Origin of the sequence: Novilysobacter selenitireducens (genome assembly GCF_020026895.1) — a bacterium.
Taxonomy (GTDB): domain Bacteria; phylum Pseudomonadota; class Gammaproteobacteria; order Xanthomonadales; family Xanthomonadaceae; genus Lysobacter_C; species Lysobacter_C selenitireducens.
The window spans coordinates 13407-37098 of sequence record NZ_JAINZW010000005.1; the positions used below are offsets into that span (position 1 = coordinate 13407).

22 protein-coding genes are annotated in these 23692 nt (G+C 70.0%); 14 read left to right on the forward strand and 8 right to left on the reverse strand.

The window, feature by feature from the left end; translation table 11 throughout:
• Positions 1-117: 117 nt before the first annotated feature.
• Positions 118-3324 carry a bifunctional proline dehydrogenase/L-glutamate gamma-semialdehyde dehydrogenase PutA gene (gene putA / locus K6753_RS10955; RefSeq protein ID WP_223676500.1) on the reverse strand — a complete coding sequence of 1069 codons (3207 nt, stop codon included), beginning with the start codon at positions 3322-3324 and terminating at the stop codon, positions 118-120.
• A gap of 425 nt (positions 3325-3749) precedes the next feature.
• Between putA and coxB the strand changes: the two genes are divergently transcribed.
• From coxB to K6753_RS10980, 5 genes are read left to right on the forward strand one after another with little or no spacing between them, the layout of a single operon-like run.
• A complete protein-coding gene (gene coxB, locus K6753_RS10960) occupies positions 3750-4757 on the forward strand; it encodes a cytochrome c oxidase subunit II (protein ID WP_223676501.1) in 1008 nt (335 codons plus the stop codon).
• Between the two features lie 29 nt (positions 4758-4786).
• The gene (gene ctaD, locus K6753_RS10965; RefSeq protein ID WP_223676502.1) at positions 4787-6418 is read left to right on the forward strand and encodes a cytochrome c oxidase subunit I; all 1632 of its coding nucleotides are present in this window, start codon (positions 4787-4789) and stop codon (positions 6416-6418) included.
• A gap of 46 nt (positions 6419-6464) precedes the next feature.
• Positions 6465-6611, forward strand: coding sequence for a hypothetical protein (locus tag K6753_RS10970; protein ID WP_223676503.1), 147 nt, complete (start codon positions 6465-6467; stop codon positions 6609-6611).
• Positions 6608-7189 (forward strand): cytochrome c oxidase assembly protein, encoded by a 582-nt coding sequence (locus K6753_RS10975; protein WP_223676504.1) that lies wholly within the window; start codon positions 6608-6610, stop codon positions 7187-7189. The genes K6753_RS10970 and K6753_RS10975 overlap by 4 nt, the downstream gene beginning before the upstream one ends.
• Before the next feature lie 46 nt (positions 7190-7235).
• Positions 7236-8114, forward strand: coding sequence for a cytochrome c oxidase subunit 3 (locus tag K6753_RS10980; RefSeq protein ID WP_223676505.1), 879 nt, complete (start codon positions 7236-7238; stop codon positions 8112-8114).
• An 84-nt stretch (positions 8115-8198) separates the two neighbouring features.
• Here the strand turns inward: K6753_RS10980 and K6753_RS10985 are convergent, their stop codons facing one another.
• Positions 8199-8417, reverse strand: a complete 219-nt coding sequence (locus K6753_RS10985) for a twin transmembrane helix small protein (RefSeq protein WP_223676506.1) — start codon at positions 8415-8417, stop codon at positions 8199-8201.
• 54 nt (positions 8418-8471) lie between these two features.
• Here K6753_RS10985 and K6753_RS10990 point away from each other — a divergent pair, with 54 nt between their 5' ends.
• From K6753_RS10990 to K6753_RS11010, 5 genes are read left to right on the forward strand one after another with little or no spacing between them, the layout of a single operon-like run.
• Entirely contained in the window at positions 8472-9203 is a 732-nt protein-coding gene (locus K6753_RS10990) for an SURF1 family protein (protein WP_223676507.1), read from the forward strand.
• The gene (locus K6753_RS10995; protein WP_223676508.1) at positions 9200-9769 is read left to right on the forward strand and encodes a hypothetical protein; all 570 of its coding nucleotides are present in this window, start codon (positions 9200-9202) and stop codon (positions 9767-9769) included. The genes K6753_RS10990 and K6753_RS10995 overlap by 4 nt, the downstream gene beginning before the upstream one ends.
• Positions 9770-9794: 25 nt before the next feature.
• Positions 9795-10979, forward strand: coding sequence for a COX15/CtaA family protein (locus K6753_RS11000; protein ID WP_223676509.1), 1185 nt, complete (start codon positions 9795-9797; stop codon positions 10977-10979).
• On the forward strand, positions 10979-11908 hold the full coding sequence (locus K6753_RS11005) for a heme o synthase (RefSeq protein ID WP_223676510.1): 930 nt from the start codon (positions 10979-10981) through the stop codon (positions 11906-11908). Before K6753_RS11000 ends, K6753_RS11005 begins: the two co-directional genes overlap by 1 nt.
• Positions 11908-13146: an MFS transporter gene (locus tag K6753_RS11010; protein WP_223676511.1), complete on the forward strand. Its 1239-nt coding sequence runs from the start codon at positions 11908-11910 to the stop codon at positions 13144-13146. Before K6753_RS11005 ends, K6753_RS11010 begins: the two co-directional genes overlap by 1 nt.
• A gap of 47 nt (positions 13147-13193) precedes the next feature.
• Here the strand turns inward: K6753_RS11010 and K6753_RS11015 are convergent, their stop codons facing one another.
• From K6753_RS11015 to rpsU, 5 genes are all read right to left on the reverse strand, one after another.
• Positions 13194-15176: a S9 family peptidase gene (locus K6753_RS11015; RefSeq protein WP_223676512.1), complete on the reverse strand. Its 1983-nt coding sequence runs from the start codon at positions 15174-15176 to the stop codon at positions 13194-13196.
• A gap of 70 nt (positions 15177-15246) precedes the next feature.
• A complete protein-coding gene (gene dnaG / locus K6753_RS11020; RefSeq protein ID WP_255591670.1) occupies positions 15247-16986 on the reverse strand; it encodes a DNA primase in 1740 nt (579 codons plus the stop codon).
• A gap of 41 nt (positions 16987-17027) precedes the next feature.
• Positions 17028-18023, reverse strand: a complete 996-nt coding sequence (locus K6753_RS11025) for a YihY/virulence factor BrkB family protein (protein ID WP_223676513.1) — start codon at positions 18021-18023, stop codon at positions 17028-17030.
• Between the two features lie 145 nt (positions 18024-18168).
• Positions 18169-18615: a GatB/YqeY domain-containing protein gene (locus tag K6753_RS11030; RefSeq protein ID WP_223676514.1), complete on the reverse strand. Its 447-nt coding sequence runs from the start codon at positions 18613-18615 to the stop codon at positions 18169-18171.
• Positions 18616-18799: 184 nt separating this feature from the next.
• Positions 18800-19015, reverse strand: coding sequence for a 30S ribosomal protein S21 (rpsU, locus tag K6753_RS11035; RefSeq protein WP_031371286.1), 216 nt, complete (start codon positions 19013-19015; stop codon positions 18800-18802).
• Between the two features lie 358 nt (positions 19016-19373).
• Between rpsU and tsaD the strand changes: the two genes are divergently transcribed.
• The 4 genes from tsaD (at position 19374) to folK (ending at position 22623) form a co-directional block, all read left to right on the forward strand.
• The gene (gene tsaD / locus K6753_RS11040) at positions 19374-20402 is read left to right on the forward strand and encodes a tRNA (adenosine(37)-N6)-threonylcarbamoyltransferase complex transferase subunit TsaD (protein WP_223676515.1); all 1029 of its coding nucleotides are present in this window, start codon (positions 19374-19376) and stop codon (positions 20400-20402) included.
• An 87-nt stretch (positions 20403-20489) separates the two neighbouring features.
• Positions 20490-20849 carry a dihydroneopterin aldolase gene (gene folB, locus K6753_RS11045; protein WP_223676516.1) on the forward strand — a complete coding sequence of 120 codons (360 nt, stop codon included), beginning with the start codon at positions 20490-20492 and terminating at the stop codon, positions 20847-20849.
• Between the two features lie 2 nt (positions 20850-20851).
• Complete coding sequence (locus K6753_RS11050; protein WP_223676517.1) at positions 20852-22129, forward strand: mechanosensitive ion channel family protein; 1278 nt, start codon at positions 20852-20854, stop codon at positions 22127-22129.
• Positions 22126-22623: a 2-amino-4-hydroxy-6-hydroxymethyldihydropteridine diphosphokinase gene (folK, locus tag K6753_RS11055; RefSeq protein WP_223676518.1), complete on the forward strand. Its 498-nt coding sequence runs from the start codon at positions 22126-22128 to the stop codon at positions 22621-22623. The genes K6753_RS11050 and folK overlap by 4 nt, the downstream gene beginning before the upstream one ends.
• A 231-nt stretch (positions 22624-22854) precedes the next feature.
• Here the strand turns inward: folK and K6753_RS11060 are convergent, their stop codons facing one another.
• Positions 22855-23592 (reverse strand): pteridine reductase, encoded by a 738-nt coding sequence (locus K6753_RS11060; protein WP_223676519.1) that lies wholly within the window; start codon positions 23590-23592, stop codon positions 22855-22857.
• Positions 23593-23692 lie beyond the last annotated feature (100 nt).

Below are 23692 nucleotides of genomic sequence, written 5' to 3' on the forward strand. Positions count from 1 at the left end.
AGCCCCGCTCCGGCGGGGCTTCTTTCTCATGTCTGGTGCGGACATGCGCGCCGGGCGACGATCAGGCGCGCCGCCCCATGCACCCGGGACGACAGCGCGTCGTCCGGGCGTCCTGCCTCACTCGCCCAGCGTCAGCAGCGACGCGTTGCCGCCCGAGGCCGTGGTGTTGATCGTGATGACCTTCTCGGTGGTGAAGCGCGGCAGGTAGTGCGGACCGCCGGCCTTCGGGCCCGTGCCCGACAGGCCCTGGCCGCCGAACGGCTGCACGCCGACCACCGCGCCGATCTGGTTGCGGTTGACGTAGCAGTTGCCGACGCGCGCGCGCGAGGCGATGTAGTCCACCGTCTGGTCGATGCGCGAGTGGATGCCCAGCGTCAGGCCGTAGCCGGTGGTGTTGATCTGGGCCAGCACGCCGTCGAGGTCGTCGCCCTTCCAGCGCAGCACATGCAGCACGGGCCCGAAGATCTCCTCGTGCAGCTGGTCCAGCGAGCGCAGCGCATAGGCGCGCGGCGCGAAGAACGTGCCATGCGCGGTGTCGTCGTTCATCGGCGCCTGCGCGATCAGCGTGGCTTCGCGGTCCATGCGCGCGGCATGCTCACGCAGCATCGCCATCGCGTCCTCGTCGATCACCGGGCCGACGTCGGTCGAGAGCAGGCCCGGGTCGCCCACGCGCAGCTCGGCCATCGCGCCGGCGAGCATCTGCTCCACCTTGTCGGCGATGTCCTCCTGTACGAACAGGATGCGCGCGGCCGAGCAGCGCTGGCCCGCGGAGGTGAAGGCCGAGGCCATCACGTCCTTGACCAGCTGCTCGGGCAGGCACGAGGAATCGGCGATCAGCGCGTTCTGGCCGCCGGTCTCGGCGATCAGCACCGCGATCGCGGCATCGCGCGCGGCCAGCGCGCGGTTGATGGCGCGCGCGGTGTTGGTGGAGCCGGTAAAGGCCACGCCGGCCACACGCGGGTCCTTGGTGAGCGCCGCGCCGACGGTGGCGCCGTCGCCCGGCACGAACTGCAGCACTGCCTCGGGCACGCCCGCTTCGTGCAGCAGTTGCGTGGCGACAAAGCCGACCAGGCTGGTCTGCTCGGCAGGCTTGGCGATCACCGTGTTGCCGGCGGCCAGCGCGGCGGCCACCTGGCCGGTGTAGATCGCCAGCGGGAAGTTCCACGGGCTGATGCAGACGAACACGCCGCGCCCGGACAGGTGCAGCGTGTTGGACTCGCCGGTCGGGCCGGGCAGCACTTCGGGCGCGAACAGCTCGCGCGCCTGCGCGGCGTAGTAGCGGAGGAAGTCGACGGCCTCGCGCACCTCGGCCACGCCGTCGGGGATGCTCTTGCCGGCCTCCTTGGTGCACATCGAGATGAACAGCGGCATGCGCGCTTCCATCAGGTCGGCGGCATGCTCCAGGATCGCGGCGCGGCTGGCGGCCGGGGTGGCGTTCCAGCCCTCGTGCGCGGCCACGGCGTTGGCCAGCGCCCGCTCGACGGTGGCGCTGTCGGCCGGCGTCCAGTGGCCGGCGACCTCGCGGCGGTCGGCGGGGTTGGTCGAGGCGATCGGCTCTCCCGTGGAGGTTGCGCCCGGCACCAGCGGCGTAGCGGTCCAGCGCTGCGCGGCGGCGGCGTTGACCTGCTCGGCCAGCGTGCGCAGTTGATCGTCGTTGGCGAGGTTCACGCCCATGGAATTGTTCCTCTGGATGCCGAAGCTGCGGTACAGGTCGACCGGCAGCGGAATGCGGGGATGCGGGATCTGTTCGAACGCGGCCACGGTCTCGACCGGGTCGCGCACCAGGTCCTCGATGGCGACGGACTCGTCGGTGATGCGGTTGACGAAGCTGGAGTTGGCGCCGTTCTCCAGCAGGCGGCGCACCAGGTAGGGCAGCAGGTCCTCGTGGCTGCCGACCGGCGCGTACACGCGGCACGGGGCGTCGAGGCGGTCGGCCGGGATGACTTCCGCGTACAGGTCGTCGCCCATGCCGTGCAGCTTCTGGAACTCGAAGCGGCCGGCGCGGCCCAGCATCGCCGCGCGGCGGTGGATGGCCGCGATGGTGTGCGCGTTGTGGGTGGCGAACATCGGGTAGACGGCGTCGCCGGCTTCCAGCATGCGCCGCGCGCACGCCAGGTACGACACGTCGGTGTTGGGCTTGCGCGTGAACACCGGGTAGCCGGCCTGGCCGTCGACCTGCGCGCGCTTGACCTCGCTGTCCCAGTAGGCGCCCTTGACCAGGCGCACCGGGATGCGGCGGCCATGGCGGCGCGCCAGGTCCGCGATGAAGTCGATCACCTCCGGCGCGCGCTTTTGGTACGCCTGCACGGCCAGGCCGCAGCCTTCCCATCCGTCGAGCGACGCATCGGCGTAGGCCGCGGCGAACACGTCCAGTGACAGCTCCAGGCGGTCGGCCTCCTCGGCATCGACGGTGAAGCCGATGCCGTGGCCGCGCGCCAGCTGCGCCAGCTCCAGCACGCGCGGGGTGAGCTCGACCAGAACGCGCTCGCGCTGTGCGTGCTCGTAACGCGGGTGCAGCGCCGACAGCTTCACGGAGATGCTGGGCGCGCTGAACACCTCGGTGCCGGCGTGGGCGCCGCTTCGTCCGATCGCCTCGATGGCGTCGCGGTAGGCCTGCAGGTAGCGCGCGGCATCGGCGGCCGTCAGTGCGGCCTCGCCGAGCATGTCGAACGAATAGCGGTAGGCGGCATTCGCACCCTTCTTCGCGCGCGACAGCGCTTCGCCGATGGTCCGGCCCATCACGAACTGGTGGCCCATGATCCGCATCGCCTGACGCACGGCCAGACGGATCACCGGCTCGCCGACGCGGCCGACCAGGCGCTTGAAGGCACCGTGGACGTCGCGCTTGGTGTCGTCGGCCAGGTCGACCAGGTGGCCGGTCAGCATCAGGCCCCAGGTCGAGGCATTGACCAGCACCGAATCGGACTGGCCCATGTGGCGCTTCCAGTCGGCGTCGCCCAGCTTGTCGCGGATCAGCTTGTCGGCGGTGTCCTGGTCGGGGATGCGCAGCAACGCCTCGGCCACGCACATCAGCAGCACGCCTTCCTCGCTGCCCAGGTCGTACTGGCGCATGAAGGCTTCGATCGCGCCCTGGTGGCGGGCGCGGGCGCGCACGCGTGCGACCAGGTCGGCGGCCATGGCCTGCACCGCGGCGCGGTCGGCCTCGGGCAGGCGCGCCTGGTTGATCTGGGCGCGGACGTGCGCGGCCTCATCACGGACCCAGCCGGCGGTGATGGCAGCGCGCGGCGCGGCGGGCGGGGCAGGCAGCTCGGGCGCGATCAGCGCACGCGCAGCGCCGTCGACCGTGGGGGATGGTGTGTGCATGGTGGGGGGCAGTCGCGCGGGCGCGCGGGGAAGCCGCATAGTGTAGGGCCGCGAGGGTCCGCCGCCCATGCCGGAACTCCCCCACGCCGGCGTATGTTCACGCGGCCGGACCGCACTGTGCCGAACCTGTCCATCCGCCCGTGCGGCCGCCGTCCCGGGTCGGCGTGGACGGGGTCCGGACCGCATCCGGCAAGGCTTCCCCACCGTAGCTCAACTTGCCGCCGCCCCGCCCGGCGGCTACCATTTCGCGGATATCCGTAGCGCCGGTAACGGCGTGATGGGCCCCGCACGACGCGATGGGCTCGCCAGCCACCTGTCTCCCGGACTTTCCGGACGGTCTCCCGCGTGACGTTGCGCGTGCCGGGCCGGGACAGGCAGCCCGCGGAGCAATCACCTATATCTTTGATTTTCTGGGGCTCGAAGTGATGAAAGCCGGTCGTTTCAAGCAGTGGGCAGCAGGCGTCGCCGCTCTGGCGGTTCCCGTCCTGGCATCGGCACAGGCCGCCGATCCGCAGCCGTGGCAGCTCAACATGGGCCGCGGCGTGACCCACCTGTCGCAGAACGCCTACGAGGCGCACATGCTGGCGCTGTGGATCTGCGTCGCGATCGGCCTGCTGGTGTTCGGCGCGATGGGCTTTGCGATGTTCAAGTTCCGCAAGTCCAAGGGCGCCGTGCCCGACCGCGACTTCACCCACAGCACCAAGCTCGAGATCCTGTGGACCGTGATCCCGGTGGCGCTGCTGGTGCTGATGGCCTTCCCGGCCACCAGCAAGCTGATCAACATGTACGACACCCGCAATGCCGAGATGACCGTCAAGGTCACCGGCTACCAGTGGATGTGGACGTACGAGTACCTGGGCGAGGGCGTGCAGTTCACCAGCCGCCTGGACCGCAAGAGCGACGAGATCCGCCAGAGCGGCATTCAGCCCACGGTCGCCGACCACGAGCACTACCTGCTGGACGTGGACAACGAGCTGGTGCTGCCGACCGACACCAAGATCCGCTTCGTGATCACCGCCGACGACGTGATCCACGCGTGGTGGGTGCCGGCGCTGGGCTGGAAGCAGGACGCGATCCCGGGCATCGTCAACGAGGCCTGGACGCAGATCGACGAGCCGGGCATCTACCGCGGCCAGTGCGCCGAGCTGTGCGGCAAGGACCACGGCTTCATGCCGATCGTCGTGCGCGCCGTGCCGCCGGCCGAATACCAGCAGTGGCTCGCCGGCCAGAGGGCCGAGACCGCGCCGCCGGCCGACCCGACCACGCCGCCGCCGAGCAGCGACGGCAACGCCCCGCGCGGCCTGGACCCGGAGATGGTCGAGGACGTGCAGCAGGGCGACGAGGCCGCGATGCCGGTCGATGCCGACGCGGACGCCGACGCTGAAACGCCGGCCGATGCCGCTCCCGCCGCCGACGCCCCCGCGGCCGGCTGATCGAAACAGTATTTCCTTAGAGGTAGGCCATGGCTGCCACGCACCCCGTTGCTGATCACCACCACGACGCCCACACCGATGAGCACGGCCACAAGCAGGGCTTCGTCGAGCGTTGGTTCTTCTCGACCAACCACAAGGACATCGGGACGCTGTACCTGATCTTCAGCTTCATCATGTTCATCATCGGCGCGGCGATGAGCGTGGTGATCCGCACTGAACTGGCGGTCCCGGGCCTGCAGCACGTCAGCCCCGAGTTCTTCAACCAGATGACCACCATGCATGCGCTGGTGATGATCTTCGGTGGCGTGATGCCAGCCTTCGTGGGCCTGGCCAACTGGATGATCCCGCTGCAGATCGGCGCGCCGGACATGGCGCTGCCGCGCATGAACAACTGGTCGTTCTGGATCCTGCCGTTCGCCTTCAGCCTGCTGCTGATGACGCTGTTCCTGCCCGGTGGCGGCCCCGCCGGCGGCTGGACGCTCTATCCGCCGCTGAGCCTGCAGGGCGGCAGCAACGTTGCGTTCGTGATCTTCGCCATCCACATGATGGGCATCAGCTCGATCATGGGCGCGATCAACGTCATCGCCACGCTGCTCAACATGCGTGCCCCGGGCGTGGACCTGCTGAAGATGCCGATCTTCTGCTGGACCTGGCTGATCACCGCGTTCCTGCTGATCGCGGTGATGCCGGTGCTGGCCGGCGCGGTCACCATGCTGCTGACCGACAAGTTCTTCGCCACCAGCTTCTTCAACGCGGCCGGCGGCGGCGACCCGGTGATGTTCCAGCACATCTTCTGGTTCTTCGGGCACCCCGAGGTCTACATCATGATCCTGCCGGCGTTCGGCATCGTGTCGGAGATCATCCCGACCTTCAGCCGCAAGCCGCTGTTCGGTTACCAGGCGATGGTGTACGCCACCGCGTCGATCGCGTTCCTGTCGTTCATCGTCTGGGCGCACCACATGTTCACCGTGGGCATGCCGCTGGGTGGCGAGATCTACTTCATGTTCGCGACCATGTTGATCGCGGTGCCGACCGGCGTGAAGGTGTTCAACTGGGTCACCACCATGTGGCGCGGGTCGATCACGTTCGAGTCGCCGATGCTGTGGGCGATCGCCTTCGTGATCCTTTTCACCATCGGCGGCTTCTCCGGCCTGATGCTCGCCATCGTGCCCGCGGACTTCCAGTACCACGACACCTACTTCGTGGTGGCGCACTTCCACTACGTGCTGGTGACCGGCGCGCTGTTCGCGATCATCGCGGCGGTCTACTACTGGTGGCCGAAGTGGACCGGGCGCATGTACAACGAGACGTTCGCCAAGTTCCACTTCTGGTGGACGATGGTGTTCGTCAACCTGCTGTTCTTCCCGCAGCACTTCCTGGGCCTGGCCGGCATGCCGCGCCGCATCCCGGACTACAACGTGGTGTTCGCGGACTGGAACCTGATCAGCTCGATCGGCGCGTTCGGCATGTTCGTCACGCCGTTCATGATGTTCGCCATCCTGCTGCACTCCAAGAAGCACGGCGCGCTTGCCGCCGCGCGTTCGTGGGAAGCTGCCAAGGGCCTGGAGTGGACCGTGCCGAGCCCGGCGCCGCACCACACCTTCGGTACGCCGCCGGTGATCCGCGACGGCGACCTGGCGCACGGCGACATCACGCACTGACGAAGCAGGGCGCCGCCTCCGTGGCGGCGCCCGTTGCATGGCGACCATGACCGACTCTCCCCGCCAACCGAAGCAGCGTGACACCAGCGTCGAGGCCCGCCGCCGCGGTGCCGTGCGCACGGCGCTGTGGGCGGCGGCGGTCGCGGTCGCGGTGTACGTCGCCTTCATCCTCAGCGGGGTGGTGGGGCAATGAGCGACACCGCGCCCAAGCCACGTCCGGCCGCCGGCATCGTCAAGATGGTGCTGGTCGCGATCGCCGCGTTCGCCTTCACCTTCAGCCTGATCCCGCTGTACCGGATCGCCTGCGAGAAGGTGTTCGGCATCCGCCTGGAGCGCACGGCGTCGGAGGGCGTGCAGGATGCGCGCGCGCCGGCGGCCGAGCGCTGGGTGACGGTGGAGTTCGACGGCAGCGTCAACTCCAAGCTGCCGTGGGAGTTCACCCCGCACCAGTTCTCGATGCAGGTGAAGCCGGGCGAGCAGTACGAGACCACCTACTACGCGCGCAATACCAGCGACCGCACCGTCGTCGGCAGCGCCACCCCGTCGGTCGCGCCGGCGCGCGCGTCGGGCTACTTCAACAAGACCGAGTGCTTCTGCTTCACCGCGCAGACGCTGGAGGCCGGCGAGCAGCGCGACATGCCCGTGCGCTTCATCATCGACCCCAACCTGCCGGCCGACGTCAAGACGGTCACCCTGTCCTACACCTTCTTCAAGAACGACGTGCTGACCGCACGCGCGGCCGCGGCCAACTCGCCGCACGCCGCGCCGTGACCGGCACGCCACGCTGACCCGCCGCACCAACACGGAACCTGCCGACATGGCCCACGCCCATTCGCCCGACGCCAACATCTACTTCGTGCCCCACAGCAGCCGCTGGCCGCTGCTGGGCTCGGTCGCGCTGTTCGTCCTCATGGTCGGCCTGGCCAGCTGGTTCAACGAAGCCGACTGGGGCATGTGGACGTTCTTCGTCGGCGCCGCCGGCATGATCGCGGTGCTGTTCGGCTGGTTCGGCGACGTCATCCGCGAGTCGATCGCCGGCCACTACAACCGCCAGGTCGACACCTCGTTCCGCATGGGCATGGTGTGGTTCATCTTCTCGGAAGTGATGTTCTTTGCCGCGTTCTTCGGCGCGCTGTTCTATGCCCGCCAGTTCGCGCTGCCGTGGCTGGGTGGCGAAGGCGACGGCGTGATGACCAACAGCCTGCTGTGGGACAGCTTCAGCACCGCATGGCCGAGCAACGGCCCAGGTGCGGTCGGTGGCAACTTCCAGACGATCCCGGCGTGGGGCCTGCCGCTGCTCAACACGCTGATCCTGTTGACCTCCGGCGTGACCATCACCATCGCCCACCACGCGCTCAAGGCCGGCCACCGCAAGCCGCTGCTGATCTGGCTGGGCGCCACCGTGGTGCTGGGCTGCATCTTCCTGTTCTTCCAGGCCGAGGAGTACATCCACGCCTACCGCGACCTCAACCTCACGCTGGGTTCGGGGATCTACGGCTCGACCTTCTTCATGCTGACCGGGTTCCACGGCGCGCACGTCACGCTGGGCACGATCATGCTGGCGGTGATCTGGTTCCGCTGCCTGAAGGGCCACTTTGACCGCGACAACCACTTCGGCTTCGAGGCCGTGGCCTGGTACTGGCACTTCGTGGACGTGGTGTGGCTGGGTCTCTTCATGTTCGTCTACGTGCTCTGACGCCGTAGCGAACCTTGCGCGGGGGCCGGCAATGCCGGCCTTTCGCGTCTGAGCGCCCGGACTTTTGCGGGCGCGATTGCGGGGTCAGGCCCCCACGCCGTGCGGCGTGATCCAGCCCATCCAGATCGCCAGCATGACGATCAGGATCAGCCCGACAGACAGTGCGATGCGGCGGGTCAGGGCGTTGACGGTGCGTTTGCTCTGGCTCTTGTCGACCAGCATGTAGTACAGGCCCGCGCCGAGGTTCCAGAGAATCAGGATCAGGAAGGCGATGATCAGCAGCGTTTTCAGCGAGTCATTCATGTCGGTGCCTGCGATGCGCCGGAGCGGCGCGCCGCGTGGATTATCGCAGCCGCGGTGGCCGCACGCGTGAGCCGCCGGCGCAACCTTGTGTTCGGCTGGACACTGGCGGTGCTGGCGATCGGCCTGTTCGCCAGCTTGGGCGCGTGGCAGTCGCGGCGCGCGGTGGAGAAGCAGGCAATGCTCGACGCCGCCGACCGCGTGCTGGTCGATCGCCGCGCCGTGCCGCTGGCCGAGGCGGCCGACGCGCAGCGCGCGCGCGACTACGACTGGACTGTCGGTACCGGCCGCTTCGACGCGCGTGGCGCACTGCTGCTGGACAACCAGCAGCGCGAGGGCCGTGTCGGCGTGCGGGCCTACCGGATTTTCGTGCCCGAGGCAGGCGCCCCGCTGCTGGTCGACCTGGGCTGGCTGCCGCTGGCGGGCGACCGCGCGCTGCCACGCGTGGAGCAGCCGGCGGGCGAACACGAGCTGCGAGGCCTGCTGGTGCCGCCGCCCTCCACCGGCATTGCCGTCGGCCCCGCGCTCAGCGCCACCGACGACGGCTGGCTGATGACGCGCGTGGACATGCAGGCCATAGCCGCGGAAACCGGCATGTCGGTCGCGCTGGCACCGCGCGTGCTGCGGCTGGATCCGGCGCTGCCGCTGGGCTACGCGCGCGACCTGGAGCTGCTGCCCAACACCCTGCCGCCCGACAAGCACCGTGGGTATGCGGTGCAGTGGTTCGCGCTGGCGCTGGCGGTGCTCGCCACCGCCCTGATCCTGACTTTCCGGAAACCACGCCGATGACTGCCGACAACCGAACCCGCAACCGCAACCGCAACCGCGGCCTGCTCATCGGGATCTTCGTGATGTTCTTCGGCAGCATGCTGGTGGCCGGCCTGCTGCGCTTCTCGGGCTGGCGCCCGGCCGGCACGCAGAACCATGGCGAACTGCTGCAGCCGCCGGGCGACCTGCGCGAGGTGACGCCGCGCCTGGCCGATGGCGGCACCTACGCGTGGAACCCGATCGAGCGGCGCTGGCGCATCGCCATCGCGCCGCCTGCCGACTGCGGCGCGCCGTGCGAGGCGCTCGTCGGCCAGATCGATACCGTCTGGCAACTGTTCGGCAAGGATGCGGACGAGGTCGACGTGCTGTGGATCGGCGCGCCGCCCGCCGCGTTGCCGGCCGGCGGTGCATGGCGCGTGGTCGAGCCCGATCCTGCGGTGCGCGCGGGCCTGCCACGCGTGGACGACCCGACCGGCGTGCCGGTGTACGTGATCGACCCGAACGGCTTCGTGGTTCTGCGCTACGCTCCCGGCTTCGATCCGGGCGGGCTGCGCAAGGACGTGTCCAAGCTGCTGAAGTTGCGCTGATCCGGCGCGCATCCATGCCTACCGAATGAATACCGCTTTCAAGTCCGCCAGCTGGTACCGCCACTTCCACCGCATCGCCTGGCTCGCGGTCGCACTGGCGACCGTCGTGATCCTGTTCGGTGCGTTCGTGCGCCTGTCCGACGCCGGACTGAGCTGCCCCGACTGGCCGACCTGCTATGGCCGCGCCGCATGGCCGACGTCGGTGGAAGGCGTGCGCCACGACACGGCGCTGGAGATCCGGCCGCTGGAAGTGCACAAGGCGTGGCGCGAGCAGTTCCACCGCCACATCGCCGCCACGCTGGGCGTGCTGGTGCTCGGCCTGGCGCTGCTGGCGGCGCGCAAGCGCCGATGGGGCATCGCGCGCGTGCTTGTCGCCGCTGGGCTGGTGGCGGCGGCGATACCGCTCTACATGAAGGGCCAGCACGTAGCGGCGGCCGTGCTCGCCATCGCTGGCGAGGCGATCCTGCTGGTGTCGGCGTTGCGATGGAGCAACGTGGACCTCGCACGCGCGGGCGCGATCACGCTCGCCGTCATCGTCTTCCAGGCCCTGCTGGGCATGTGGACGGTGACCTGGCTGCTCAAGCCGGTGGTAGTGATGGGCCACCTGCTGGGCGGGCTGCTGACGTTCTCGCTGCTCACGTGGATGGCGTGGCGGGCGACCGACGTGCCGATCCGCCTGGCGGAAGCGCGCGCACTGCGGCGCTGGGTCGGCATCGGCATCGCCGTGCTCGCGCTCCAGATCGCGCTGGGCGGCTGGACCAGTGCCAACTACGCCGCGCTGGCGTGCGGCGCCGGCGGCTGGGTCGCCGACACCACGCACTGGCTGGACTTCCCCAAGTGCGTCGGCCAGTGGTGGCCGCGGCATGACTTCGGCGAGGCCTTCGTGCTGTGGCGTGGCATCGGCGCCGACTACGAAGGCGGCGTGCTCAGCGGCGAGGCGCGCATCGCGATCCAGCTGGCGCACCGGATGATTGCCGTCGTTGCGGCCCTCTACCTGCTGGTGCTGGCCGCGCGCCTGGTACGCATCCCCGGCGTGCGCGGCTGGGCCACCCTGCTAGGCGCCGCGACGCTGGTCCAGGTCGGCCTGGGCATTGCCAACGTCAAGTTCTCGCTGCCGCTGGGCGTGGCCGTGGCGCACGTCGGTGGCGCGGTCGTGCTGTTGTTCGTGCTGGTCACCCTGCTGGCGCGCCTGCGCAGCCCGGAGCACTGATGTCCAGCGCCCGCGCCACCTTGCGCCAGTACTTCGACCTGACCAAGCCCCGGGTCGTGGCGCTGATCGTGTTCACCGCGATCGTCGGCATGTTCCTGGCAGTGCCCGGCCTGCCGCCGCTGCGCGAGTCCGTGCTCGGCTTCCTGGGCATCTGGCTGGCGGCATCGTCGGCCGCGGCGATCAACCAGCTGCTGGACTCGCGCATCGACGCCAAGATGGCGCGCACCTCGTGGCGGCCGATCGTGGTCGGGCAGATCACCCCCGGGCGCGCGCTGGCGTTCGCGCTGGTGCTGGCAGCACTGTCGATGGCGATACTGGTGCTGTGGGTCAACCCACTCACCGCGCTGCTGACCTTTGCCTCGCTGATCGGTTACGCGGTGATCTACACCGTGTTCCTCAAGCGCGCCACGCCGCAGAACATCGTCATCGGCGGCATTGCCGGCGCCGCGCCGCCGCTGCTGGGCTGGGCCGCGGTCACCGGCATGCAGGGCGAGTGGGACTGGGCGCACGCGCTGCTGCTGGTGCTGATCATCTTCGTGTGGACGCCGCCGCACTTCTGGGCACTGGCGATCTTCCGCCGCGACGACTACGCCCGCGCGCTGGTGCCGATGCTGCCGGTGACGCACGGCGTGGCCTACACGCGCTGGCAGATCCTGCTCTACACCGTGCTCCTGGTGGTGGTCACGGTGCTGCCGTGGGCCTCGGGCATGAGCGGCCTGTTCTACCTCGGCGGCGCGCTGGTGCTGGGCGCGGTGTTCCTGTGGCACGCGTGGCGCCTGATGGATCCGCCCGACGAGCTGTACGCGATGAAGGTGTTCAACTACTCCATCGTCTACCTGATGGCGCTGTTCGCCTTCCTGCTGGTCGACCACTGGCTGCTGCCGTGGCTGCAGCCGGGGCCCGCATTCGAGCTGCGCCCCGCCGGCTGATGCCCGCGCCTGCGAAACCGGTGCGACTGGGCCTGCGCGAAAACCTCGCGCAGTTCTCGCTGCTGGTGCTGGTCAATGCGTTCGTCGGCGCCATGGTGGGGCTGGAGCGCACCATCCTGCCGGCGATCGCCGAAGAGGAATTCGGCATGGTCGCGCGCACCGCGATCCTGTCCTTCATCGTCGTGTTCGGCGTCACCAAGGCGGTCACCAACTACCTGGCCGGCCGCTTGTCGGACCGTTTCGGGCGCAAGCACGTGCTGGTGGCCGGCTGGCTGGTCGCGATCCCGGTGCCGTTCCTGTTGATGTGGGCGCCGGACTGGAACTGGGTGCTGGCGGCCAATGCATTGCTGGGCGTCAGCCAGGGCCTGACCTGGTCGACCACGGTGATCATGAAGATCGACCTGGCCGGCCCGCAGCGGCGCGGGCTGGCGATGGGCCTCAACGAGTTCGCCGGGTACTTCGCGGTCGCGTTGTCCGCGCTGGCTACCGGCTATGTCGCCGCCCGGTATGGCCTGCGGCCGGAGCCGTTCTACCTGGGCGTGGCGTTCGTGGCGATCGGCCTGCTGCTCTCGGCATGGCTGGTGCGGGAAACCCGGCACCACGTCGCCGCCGAGTCGCGCCTGCATGCCGACGTCGCGCCGTTGTCGGCGGGCGAGGTGTTCCGCCGCACCAGCTGGCGCGACCGCGACCTGTCGAGCGTCAGCCAGGCCGGTCTGGTCAACAACCTCAACGACGGCATGGCGTGGGGGCTGTTCCCGCTGTTCTTCGCGGCGGCCGGCATGGACCTGGCGCGCATCGGCACGCTGGCGGCGATCTACCCCGCGACGTGGGGCCTCGGACAGCTGTTCACCGGCGCCTGGTCGGACCGGGTCGGCCGCAAGGGCCTGATCACCGCCGGCATGTGGATGCAGGCCGCGGGCATCGCGGTGATCGCACTTGCAGCGGGCTATGCGGGCTTTGCGACCGGCGCCGCGCTGCTCGGGCTGGGCACGGCGATGGTCTACCCGACGCTGCTGGCCGCCATCGGCGACGTCGCCCACCCCGGCTGGCGGGCCTCGGCCGTCGGCGTCTACCGGCTGTGGCGCGACCTCGGCTACGCCTTCGGCGCGGTCATCGCCGGCATCACCGCCGACGTGTTCGGCCTGCGCGCCGCACTGTGGCTGGTGGCGGCCCTCACGTTCGCATCGGGCCTGGTGGTGGCGGTGCGCATGCGCGAGACGTTGCCCGCGGAGCCATAAAAAAGGGGCCGGCGTTGCCGGCCCCTGGGTGTTTCCCTCCGCGGGTGTCACTCGCCCAGCAGGTGCTCCTGCCAGAACAGCATCGTCGCGGCGGTGAAGTGGTCGCTGTTGCTCTTCTTGCGGAAGCCGTGGCCTTCGTCGTTGAACAGCAGGTACCACACCGGCTGGCCGTTGCTGCGGGTGGCGGCGACGATCTGCTCGGCCTCCGTGTACGGCACGCGCGGGTCGTTCTTGCCCTGGGCAACGAACAGCGGCGCGGTGATGCGGTCGGCGTTATTGAGCGGGGAGATGCGCTCGAAGAGTTGCGCGATCTCCGGTTTGCGCTCGTCGCCGTACTCGGCGCGGCGCAGGTCGCGGCGGTAGTCCTCGGTGTTCTGCAGGAACGTACCGAAGTGCGAGATGCCGACGATGTCCACGCCGGCGCGGATGCGCTCGGGGTAGGTCGCCATCGACGCCAGCACCATGTAGCCGCCGTAGCTGCCGCCGTAGACGCCGACGCGGTCGGCATCCAGTTCCGGCTGCCGGTCTATCCAGTCCAGCAGCGCGCCGATGTCGCGCACCGAGTCCTCGCGCTTCTCGGCGTTGTCCAGCGACAGGTAGGTCTTGCCATAGCCGGCCGAGCCGCGCACGTTCGGCACCAGCATCGCCACGCCCAGCTCGTTGGCCAGGAACTGCGCGGTCGGGTTGAACGTCGGCAGCGCCTGTCCTTCCGGGCCGCCGTGGATGTTGATCACCACCGGCAGCTTCGTACCGGCCGGCACGTTCGCCGGGCGGTAGTAGAACGCGGGAATCGTACGGGCCGCGCCGTCGACCTCGTCGAACGTCGGGTAGCGCACCAGCGTGGGCGCGACGAACGATGCCGCGTCCAGTCCGCCCACTTCGCTGCGCGTCCACCGCTCCAGTCCGCGCGATGCCAGGTCGATGACGTAGACATCGCTGGGCGAGGTGGCGGTGTTGAGCGTCAGCGCCAGCCGGTTGCCGTCGGGCGAGAAGCCCAGTCCACCCATCACGCCGACCGGCAGTTCCGGCAGCGCCACCGGCTCGTGCCCGGGCAGGCGGCGCACGTGCAGGCGCGCGATGCCGTCCTCGTTGGTGACGAAGGCGAGGTGGCGCCCGTCGTCGCTGATCTCGAAGCCTTCCACGTCCCACGGGATGTCGCCGCTGAGCACGGTCAGCGCGCCGGTGTCGGGGTCGTGGTGGCGCAGCGTCATGAACTCGCCACTGCGGCCATCGACCGGCTCGTCCGACACGTAGTACACGCTGCGGCCGTCGGGCGCGTAGCGGAAATCGCCGAACGCCGCCGTGCCGCCCTCGACCGGGAACAGTTCCACCTCGCCGGTCGAAAGGTCGACCTCGCCCGGGTGCGACTCGCTGGCCGACACGTATCGGCTGACCAGCATGCGCGTGCCATCGGGCGCGAAGTCGCGCGCACTCCACGTGCCGCCCTCGGCAACCAGCGGCCGCGCCTGGCCCGACGGGAAGTCCATCACCCACACGTCGGTGTCGGTGCCGTTGCGCGCGGTGCTGGAGTACGCGAAGCGCCGCCCGTCATGCGAGAACAACGCGCCCTGGTTGCGCGACTGGCCGTCGGTCAGCAGGCGCACCTCGCGCGTGCCAAGGTCGAACCAGTGCAGCTGCCAGGCCTCGTTGCCGCCGATGTCCTTGCCGAACACGAACCCGTCCAGGTCGGCGGCGGCCGGCGCGGCGTCGATGCCGGCCACGGGCTCGGGGTAGAAGGTGAGCTGCTCGCGCATGCCCATCGGCGCGCACACGCGGTGGGCCTGGCTGGTTTCGGCAAAGCGCGTGCTGACCAGGAGGCAGCCGTCGTCGGTCCAACCGGCGAAGCCGGCACCGCGGGTGTTCTGGTAGCGGTTGAGGCGCTCGACCAGTTCCGGCGGGATGGCCGGGATGTTCTCGCTGACGCGGTTGCCGGTTTCCACGCGCTCCACCGGCGCGGGCGACTGGGCGAAGGCCGGCCACGCGCACGCGGCGGCCAGGGCGATGAAGGTAAGGACGTGGCGCAACGACATGAGGCGACTCCCCGGGTCTGGTCGATCCCGGAGCTTAGCCGAGCGGTGCGGCCGGCTTCACGTGCCGGCGTCAGGCGCCGCGCGTGGCCGCCTGCAACTGCAACAGCTCGGCCTTCTCTTCGGCGGTGAGCGCGCTGAAGCCGCCATCGCGCACGCGCTCCTGCAGCACCTCGATGCGCTGGCGCAGCCGGAAGCGTTCGAGCTGGTCGATCGCGTCCATGAACGTGGTGCGCCACATCTCCACATCGCCGGGCACCACTTCGGCGGCCAGCTTCTGCAGCGCGGCGTGTTCCTCGCGGCCCTCGAAGTGCTCGATCAGCGCGCCGGTGGTGATGTCCGGGCGCGCGTCGACCAGTTGCAGCAGGTCGATCAGCAACGGCACGCCGGGTTGTTGCAGCCCGGCGAAGCGGAACGGCGGCAACAGCTCCAGCGCCAGCGGCGGATGCTGCAGCAGCAGCGTGATCGCACTGCGCACGAGGCTGCGCTTGGGCGCCGGCGTGCCGCTCGGACGACGCGCGCGCTGGGCGGGCACGTGGGTGTCGGCGCCGGCGCTGCGTGCGCCCACGCCGGTGAGTTCGGTCAGGCGCTGGCGCATCAGGTCGCCGAACGCGCCGTCGGGGATCTGCGCCAGCAGCGGTTTGGCACGTTCGGCCAGCCGGCCCTTGCCTTCCAGCGTGGCCAGGTTGACGTCGGCGCCCAGCGTGTCGAACAGGAACTGCGACAGCGGCGTGGCCGCCTGCAGGCGCGCGTTGAAGCCCTCGGCGCCCTCGCTGCGCACGATGGTGTCCGGGTCTTCGCCCTCGGGCAGGAACAGGAAGAACGCCTGGCGGCCGTCCTTCATGCGCGGCAGCACCGACTCCACCGCCTTCCACGCTGCGCCGCGGCCCGCGCGGTCGCCGTCGAAGCAGAAGTACACGTCCGGTGCGTTGCGGAACAGCAACTCGGCATGGTCGGGCGTGGTCGCCGTGCCCAGGGTTGCCACCGCGGTGTCGACGCCGTGCTGGAACAGCGCGACCACATCCATGTAGCCCTCCACCACCACCAGCCGTTCGATCTTGTTGTGCGCTTGGCGCACCTGCCACAGGCCGTAGAGTTCGCGACCCTTGTGGAACAGCGGCGTCTCGGGGGAGTTGAGGTACTTGGGGCCGTCGTCCTTACCCAACACGCGACCGCCGAATGCGATCGTGCGGCCGCGCCGGTCGTGGATCGGGAACATCACCCGGTCGCGGAACTTGTCGTAGACGCGGCCGCTGTCGTTCTTCGAGAACAGGCCCGCGCGCTCGAGCAGCTGCATCCGCCGCGGGTCGGTGCCCAGTGCGTCGCGCAGCGCGTTGAAGCCGTCGGGTGCGTAGCCGATGGCGAACTGCGCGCGGATCGCCTCGCTCACCCCGCGGCCGTCCAGGTACGCGCGGGCCTTGTCGCTGGACACGAGCTGCTTTTGGAAGAACTTCGACGCCGCCTCGACCGCATCGAACAGCCCCTGGCTGCCGGGGTTGGCGTTGCGCTGCTGGGTGTCGCGCGGCACTTCCATGCCGGCATGGCGCGCCAGTTCCTCGACCGCGTCGAGGAACTCGAGGCGGTCGTAGTTCATCAGGAAGCTGATGGCGGTGCCGTGCGCCCCGCAGCCGAAGCAGTGGTAGAACTGCTTGGTCGGCGACACCGTGAAGCTTGGGGAGCGCTCGTCGTGGAACGGGCAGCGCGCCGAGTACTCCTTGCCCTGCCGCTTGAGCGGCACGCGCGCGCCCACCAGCTCGACGATGTCGGTCCGGGCGAGGAGATCGTCAATGAACGCGTCGGGGATGCGGGCCATGCACGCGGCCGCCGCAGGGGCGCCGGGTCGAAATCGGGTGGCTAGGATGCCACGCCGGCGGCCGCATCCGTGGCCTTCGCGCATTGCCGGCGCACCTGCTCGACGCGTTGCCGCACGCGCGCGTGCTCGTCCAGCATCGCGGTGATCAGCGCGCCCACCAGGAACACCACCGCGCAGTAGTACAGCCACACCAGCATGACAACCAGGCCGCCCGCGGGCCCGTAGGCGCTGCCCAGGCTCGCCTGGCCCAGGTACAGGCCGATGGCCGCGCGACCGGCCATGAACATCGACGCCGTCAGTGCGCCGCCCAGCAGCGCGCGCCGGCCACCGACGGAGCGGTCGGGCAGCCAGCGGTACATCGCCGCGAACGCCAGCGAGTACAGCAGGAACGAGAACAGCGCGACGAACACCGGCAACAGCGCCGGCAGGTAGGCCACCAGCAGCTGCAGGCCGGCCTGCGCGGCCATCGACACCACCAGCAGGAAGCCCAGTGCCACGGCCATGCCGAACGACAGCAGCCGCTTGCGCAGCCACGCCAGAACGCCGCCCAGGCGCTTGGCATCGCTGCGGAACACCCGGTTGAGCGCGGCCTGCAACTGTCCGAAGACGATCGAGGCGCCCACCAGCAAGGCCAGCGTGCCCAGCAGCGCGGCCAGCGAGCCGGTGCGCGGCTCGCGTTCGGCGTTGGCGACGATCAGCCGCGCCGTGGCCTCGACCTCCGCACCCACCAGCAGGCCCACCTGCCGGAAGAACTCGTCCTGCGCGGCCGGGTACAGCGACGTGGTCAGCCACAGCAGCATGGTCACCAGCGGCGCCAGCGACAGCAGGGTGTAGAAGGCGAGCGCCGCGGCCAGGGCGGGGATGTCGTCGTCGATGAAGCGCTGCGCGAAGCGCGCGACGCGCGAGGCCTGAAGGCGGTCGTTCAGCGCCTGCAGGCGGTCGAGTGCCCGCTCCGGCGTCCCGGGGGCGGGGCCGTGCGGGGCGGCGGTCGCGGCGGTGGATGGGGCGGTGCGGGAAGGGGCGGTGGTCGACGGCATGGCATGGCGTGGGACGGCACCGGGCGTGCCGGGCGTCAGTGTCGCGCCAGCGCGGTTAGTACCGTGTCGCAGGCCCGGACGCGACGAAGCCGGGACGGGCCCGGCTTCGTGGGTGCAGCGGCGGTGCGGCCCGCGCCGCGGCGGGTCAGCCGGCGAGGCGCTGCTTCAGCAGGGCCGATACCTGGCCCATGTCGGCCTGGCCGGCGAGGCGCGGCTTCAGCACGCCCATCACCTTGCCCATGTCGGCCGGGCCGGCGGCGCCGGTCTCGGCGACGGCCGCGTCGATCGCGGCGCGGATCTCGGCCTCGCCCAGCTTGGCCGGCAGGTAGCGCTCGACCACCACGATCTCGGCCTTCTCGATGTCGGCCAGGTCGCCGCGGCCGGCGGCCTCGTACTGGGCGACCGAATCGCGGCGCTGCTTGACCATCTTCTCCAGCACGGCCAGTACCTGCGCGTCGTCCAGCTCGACCCGCTCGTCGACTTCCTTCTGCTTGATCGCGGCATTGGCCAGGCGGATCACGCCGAGGCTGTGCTTGTCGCCGCTCTTCATCGCGGCCTTCATGTCATCGGTGAGCTGCTGCTTGAGGGACATGGCAGGGTCCTTGGATGGCTGGGGCTGATGGTGGGTACGGATGGCTGCAGGGCCGCGTCCGGGCACGGAAGGCCGGGTTGGCCGCCACCGGGCGAAACGCAAAAAGCCGGCGGCGCAAGGGCGCGGCCGGCTTCGCACCTCCACCACGCCGGTCACCCGGCGCAGGGGAAGAAACCCGCTGTACTCAGTACAGGCGCTGGCGCTTGGTCACGTCGCGCGAGGCGCGACGGGCCTGGCGCTTCACAGCCGCGGCGGCCTTGCGCTTGCGCTCCTGGGTCGGCTTCTCGTAGAACTCGCGCTTGCGGGTCTCGGCGAGGACGCCGGCCTTCTCGCAGGTGCGCTTGAAGCGACGCAGTGCAAACTCGAACGGCTCGTTTTCGCGGACTTTGACGCTGGGCATACGGTATCTCGGTTCGGGTGGTCGGCCCGGATCCGCCGGGCGAGCCGCGTATGATAGCGGGGTGCTCCGGGCGGATGCAAGTTGCGGCTGGGTGGCGGTTGGGAAGTTCCTCGGCCGGCCGCATGGGGTGGGGTTCCAGCTTCGTTCTCAGGTCCAGCCAGCGTGCCGCCCACGTGACTTCGTCGGACCCTCTCCCCAACCCCCGCTCCGCGCCCCGGCCCGCGCTGGTGGCGCGGGCGCTCTGTCACACGCGCGCCAATGGCGCGCAAACTGTGTTCCGTCGCCCCGGCGGGAGAGGGGCTCAGAGCGAACCTCTAAACCCCAGCCCCTAACCCCAAGCCTCTAGCCCCTAGCCCCCATGAAAGTCCTCGGCATCGAAACCAGCTGCGACGAAACCGGCGTGGCCGTGTACGACACGGAGGCCGGCCTGCGGGCGCACGCCCTGTACAGCCAGGTCGCGCTGCATGCCGAATACGGCGGCGTGGTGCCGGAGCTGGCCAGCCGCGACCACGTCCGCAAACTGTTGCCGCTGATCCGCCAGACCCTGGCCGAGGCCGGCATGGCCGTGGACGAACTCGACGGCGTGGCCTACACCGCCGGCCCCGGGCTGGTGGGCGCGCTGCTGGTCGGTGCCGGGGTGGCGCGGTCGCTCGCATGGGCGCTGGACGTGCCGGCCGTGGCCGTCCACCACATGGAAGGCCATCTGCTGGCGCCGTTGATGGAAGAAACCGACGAAGGGCCGCTGGAGCCGCCGTTCGTGGCGTTGCTGGTCTCGGGTGGGCACACCCAGCTGGTCGCCGTGGACGCCATCGGCCGCTACCGCCTGCTGGGCGAGACGCTGGACGACGCCGCCGGCGAGGCCTTTGACAAGACCGCCAAGCTGATGGGGCTGCCGTACCCGGGCGGGCCGCACCTGGCGGCGATGGCCGAGCAGGGGACGCCGGGCGCATACCGGTTCTCGCGGCCGATGACCGATCGCCCCGGGCTGGATTTCAGTTTCAGCGGACTGAAGACCCAGGTGCTGCTGGCCTGGCAGAAGAGCGACCAGTCCGACACCACCCGCGCCGACATCGCGCGCGGGTTCGAGGATGCGGTGGTCGAGACGCTGGCGATCAAGTGCGAGCGCGCACTGGACGCGGCCGGCTGCGAAACGCTGGTCGTGGCCGGTGGCGTCGGCGCCAACCGTCGCCTGCGCGCGCGGCTGCAGGCCATGGCCGAGCAACGCGGCGGCCGCGTCGGCTTCCCGCGCCCGGCGTTCTGCACCGACAACGGCGCGATGATCGCCTTTGCCGGTGCGCTGCGCCTGCAGGCCGGCCAGTCCGAGGACGCCTCGGTGCGCGTGACCCCGCGCTGGGACATGGCGAGCCTGCCGGCGGTGCAGTCGTAACCGCGCGGCCCCTGTCGGCGAGGGTCGCTGCGCCCGGCGCGACACGCGGGTAGTGTGGCCCTTTCCTTTTTCCCGATTTCCGCCCCCATGGACCACGTCTTCATCGAAGGCCTCGAGATCGAGGCACTGATCGGCATCTACGACTGGGAGCGGCGTATCCGCCAGCCGCTGGTGTTCGACATCGAGATGGCGTTCGACAACCGCATCCCGGCCGCCAGCGACGCCATCGGCGACACGCTCAACTACAAGGCAGTCAGCAAGCGCGTCGTCCAGTACGTCTCCGAATCCGACTTCGGCCTGGTGGAGACGCTGGCCGAGCGCGTGGCGGCGATCATCCTCGAGGAGTTCGGCGTGCAGCGCGTGCGCCTGAAGCTGAGCAAGCCCGGTGCGGTGCGCGGCGCGCGCGCGGTCGGGGTGATGATCGAGCGCACCGCCGCTACCCTGTAGCGATGGATGGTCTACCGGATCTTGATTTCCTGCGGCCGCTGGCGGATCTGCCGTACGCGTCCACCGCGCTGACGCTCGCCGGCCTGCTGCTGACCGCCTGGCTGGCGAACTGGGTCACCCGCCGCGTGCTGCTGCGCGTGGCAGAGCGCGTGGCGCAGGCCTCGTCGTTCAAGTGGGACGACCTGCTGCTCGGGCGCAACGTGCTGTCGCGTCTGGCATGGGTCGTGCCGGCACTGGTCGTGCTGGCCGGTATCGGCACGGTGCCGGGGCTGGACGACGACGCGGTGTTGGTGGTGCGCAATGTCGCCGTCGCCTGCATCTACTTTGCTGTTGCACTGTCGCTCAGCGATCTGCTGAACACCTTCAACGATCTGTACGAGTCGCGCGGCGAGCGCGCCCGCGCGCGGCCGGTCAAGGGCTACCTGCAGCTAATGAAGCTGCTGGTGTTCATCGTCGCCGGCGTGCTGGTCGTGGCCACGCTGATCGACCGCTCGCCGCTGGTGCTGCTGACCGGCCTGGGCGCGATGACCGCGGTCGTGCTGCTGGTGTTCAAGGACACCATCCTGTCGCTGGTGGCGTCGGTCCAGCTGTCCGGCCACGACATGCTGCGCGTGGGCGACTGGATCGAGATGCCGGAGCTGCAGGCCGACGGCGACGTGATCGACATCGCGCTGCACACGGTCAAGGTGCAGAACTGGGACAAGACGATCACCACCATCCCCACGCACCGCCTGATCAGCGACAGCTTCAAGAACTGGCGCGGCATGAGCGAGGCCGGCGGGCGGCGGATCAAGCGCGCGCTGCTGATCGACCAGGCGTCGGTGCGCTTCCTGTCGGGCGAGGAGCGCGACGGCCTGCGCCGCATCGCGCTGATCGACGACTACCTCGATGCCAAGCGCCGCGAGCTGGAGGACTACAACGCCGAACTGGCCGCCGGCGGCAAGGACCCGGTCAACACGCGGCGCGTCACCAACCTCGGCACGTTCCGCGCGTACGTGGCCGCCTACCTGCGCGCGCACCCGCGCGTGCGCGACGACATGACCATGCTGGTGCGCCAGCTCGACCCGGGCGCCACCGGCATCCCGCTGGAGGTCTACTGCTTCACCGCCACCACCGCGTGGGGCGAGTACGAGGACATCCAGTCGGATATCTTCGACCACCTGCTGGCGGTGCTGTCGGAATTCGGGCTGCGGCTGTTCCAGCAGCCGGGCGGGGCGGATGTCGCCACCGCGGTCGCCACGCTGTCGCAACGCATGCTGCACGAGGACTCCGACGCATGAGCCGTCCCGCCACCAGCCGTGCCTACCTGAGCCTGGGCAGCAACCTCGACCCGGACACCAACCTGCGCAGCGCACTGGATGCCCTGCGCGAGCACTTCGGCGAGGTGGTGGTCTCGCCGGTGTACCGCACGCAGGCGGTCGGCTTCGAGGGGCGTGATTTCCTCAACGCCGCCGCCATCGTCCAGTGCACCACCGACCCCTACGCGCTCAACGCCTGGCTGCACGCGCTGGAGGATGCGCACGGGCGCGACCGCACCGGCCCGCGCTGGAGCGACCGCACGCTCGACGTCGACATCGTGCTGTTCGACGACCGCGTGATCTCGGGGCCGGGCCACCTGCAGATCCCGCGGCCCGAGCTGGAACACGCCTTCGTGCTTCGTCCGCTGGCCGACATCGCGCCTTACGTCGAAGTGCCCGGCACCGGCCGCACCCTGGCGCAGCTGTGGGCGGCGCATCCGCAGCGCGACGTGCCGTTGGAAGTGGTGTCGCTCTGAAAAGCGTGGCCGCGTGAGGCCGCGCATCGAATGGGTGGTCTGTAGGAGCGGCTTCAGACGCGAGAGCTTTCCCGGAAGACCCCCACGTGTAGGAGCGACGTAAGTCGCGACCCGCGTTGTTTCGTCGAGACGACGGTCGCGACTTACGTCGCTCCTACAACGGATCGGACGATGCGCGGCATCGCGGCTGAAGCCGCTCCTACAGAAGGCACCGTAGGCGGGAGTCGAACTTCAACCCGCCAACCGCCGCCCGCCATCGAGGTGGATCACCTGCCCGGTGCAGTAGGTCGCGTCCTGCAACAGCCAGCGCACCGCCTCGGCGACCTCCTCGGGCGTGCCGGTGCGCGCCAGCGGCGTGCGCTGCAGCATCGCCTGGCGCGCGGCGTCGCCGCCTCCGTCTTCCGGCCACAGGATCGCGCCGGGCGACACTGCGTTGACACGCACCTGCGGGCCCAGCTCAAGGGCCAGCGAGCGTGTGGCCATCAGCAGCGCCGCCTTGGCCATGCAGTAGATCGAGTGCCCGGCCAGCGGGCGCTCGCCGTAGAGGTCGGTCAGGTTGACGATCGCGCCGCCATTGCGGGCCAGGTGTGGCGCAGCGGCCTGCGCCAGGAACAGCGGCGCGCGCGCGTTGGTGGCGAACAGCGCATCCCACTGCGCCGGGGTGGCCTCGCCGACCGGCGTGGGAAAGAAGCCCGAGGCGTTGTTGACCAGCGCATCGAGGCGGCCGAAGCGGCCCACGGTGCGGGCGACCAGCTCCGGCAGCCGGTCGAACTCGGCCAGGTCGGCCTGCAGCCGCACGGTGCTGCCCGGTCGGGCGCGTTCGAGCTCGGCGGCGAGCGCATCGACGTCGTCCGACGAACTGCGGTAATGCAGCGCCAGGTCGTAACCGGCCGCGTGCAGCGCACGGGCGATCGCCGCACCGATGCGGCGGGCGGAACCGGTGACCAGGGCAACGGGCGTGGATGGCATCGAGGTGGGCTTCCTGTCGGCGATGGACGCCCGCGGGCACCGGGCGTTCGCATCCGAGCCGCTATCCTGCGTGACCGCTCCCCGCGATGCCAGCACGCCG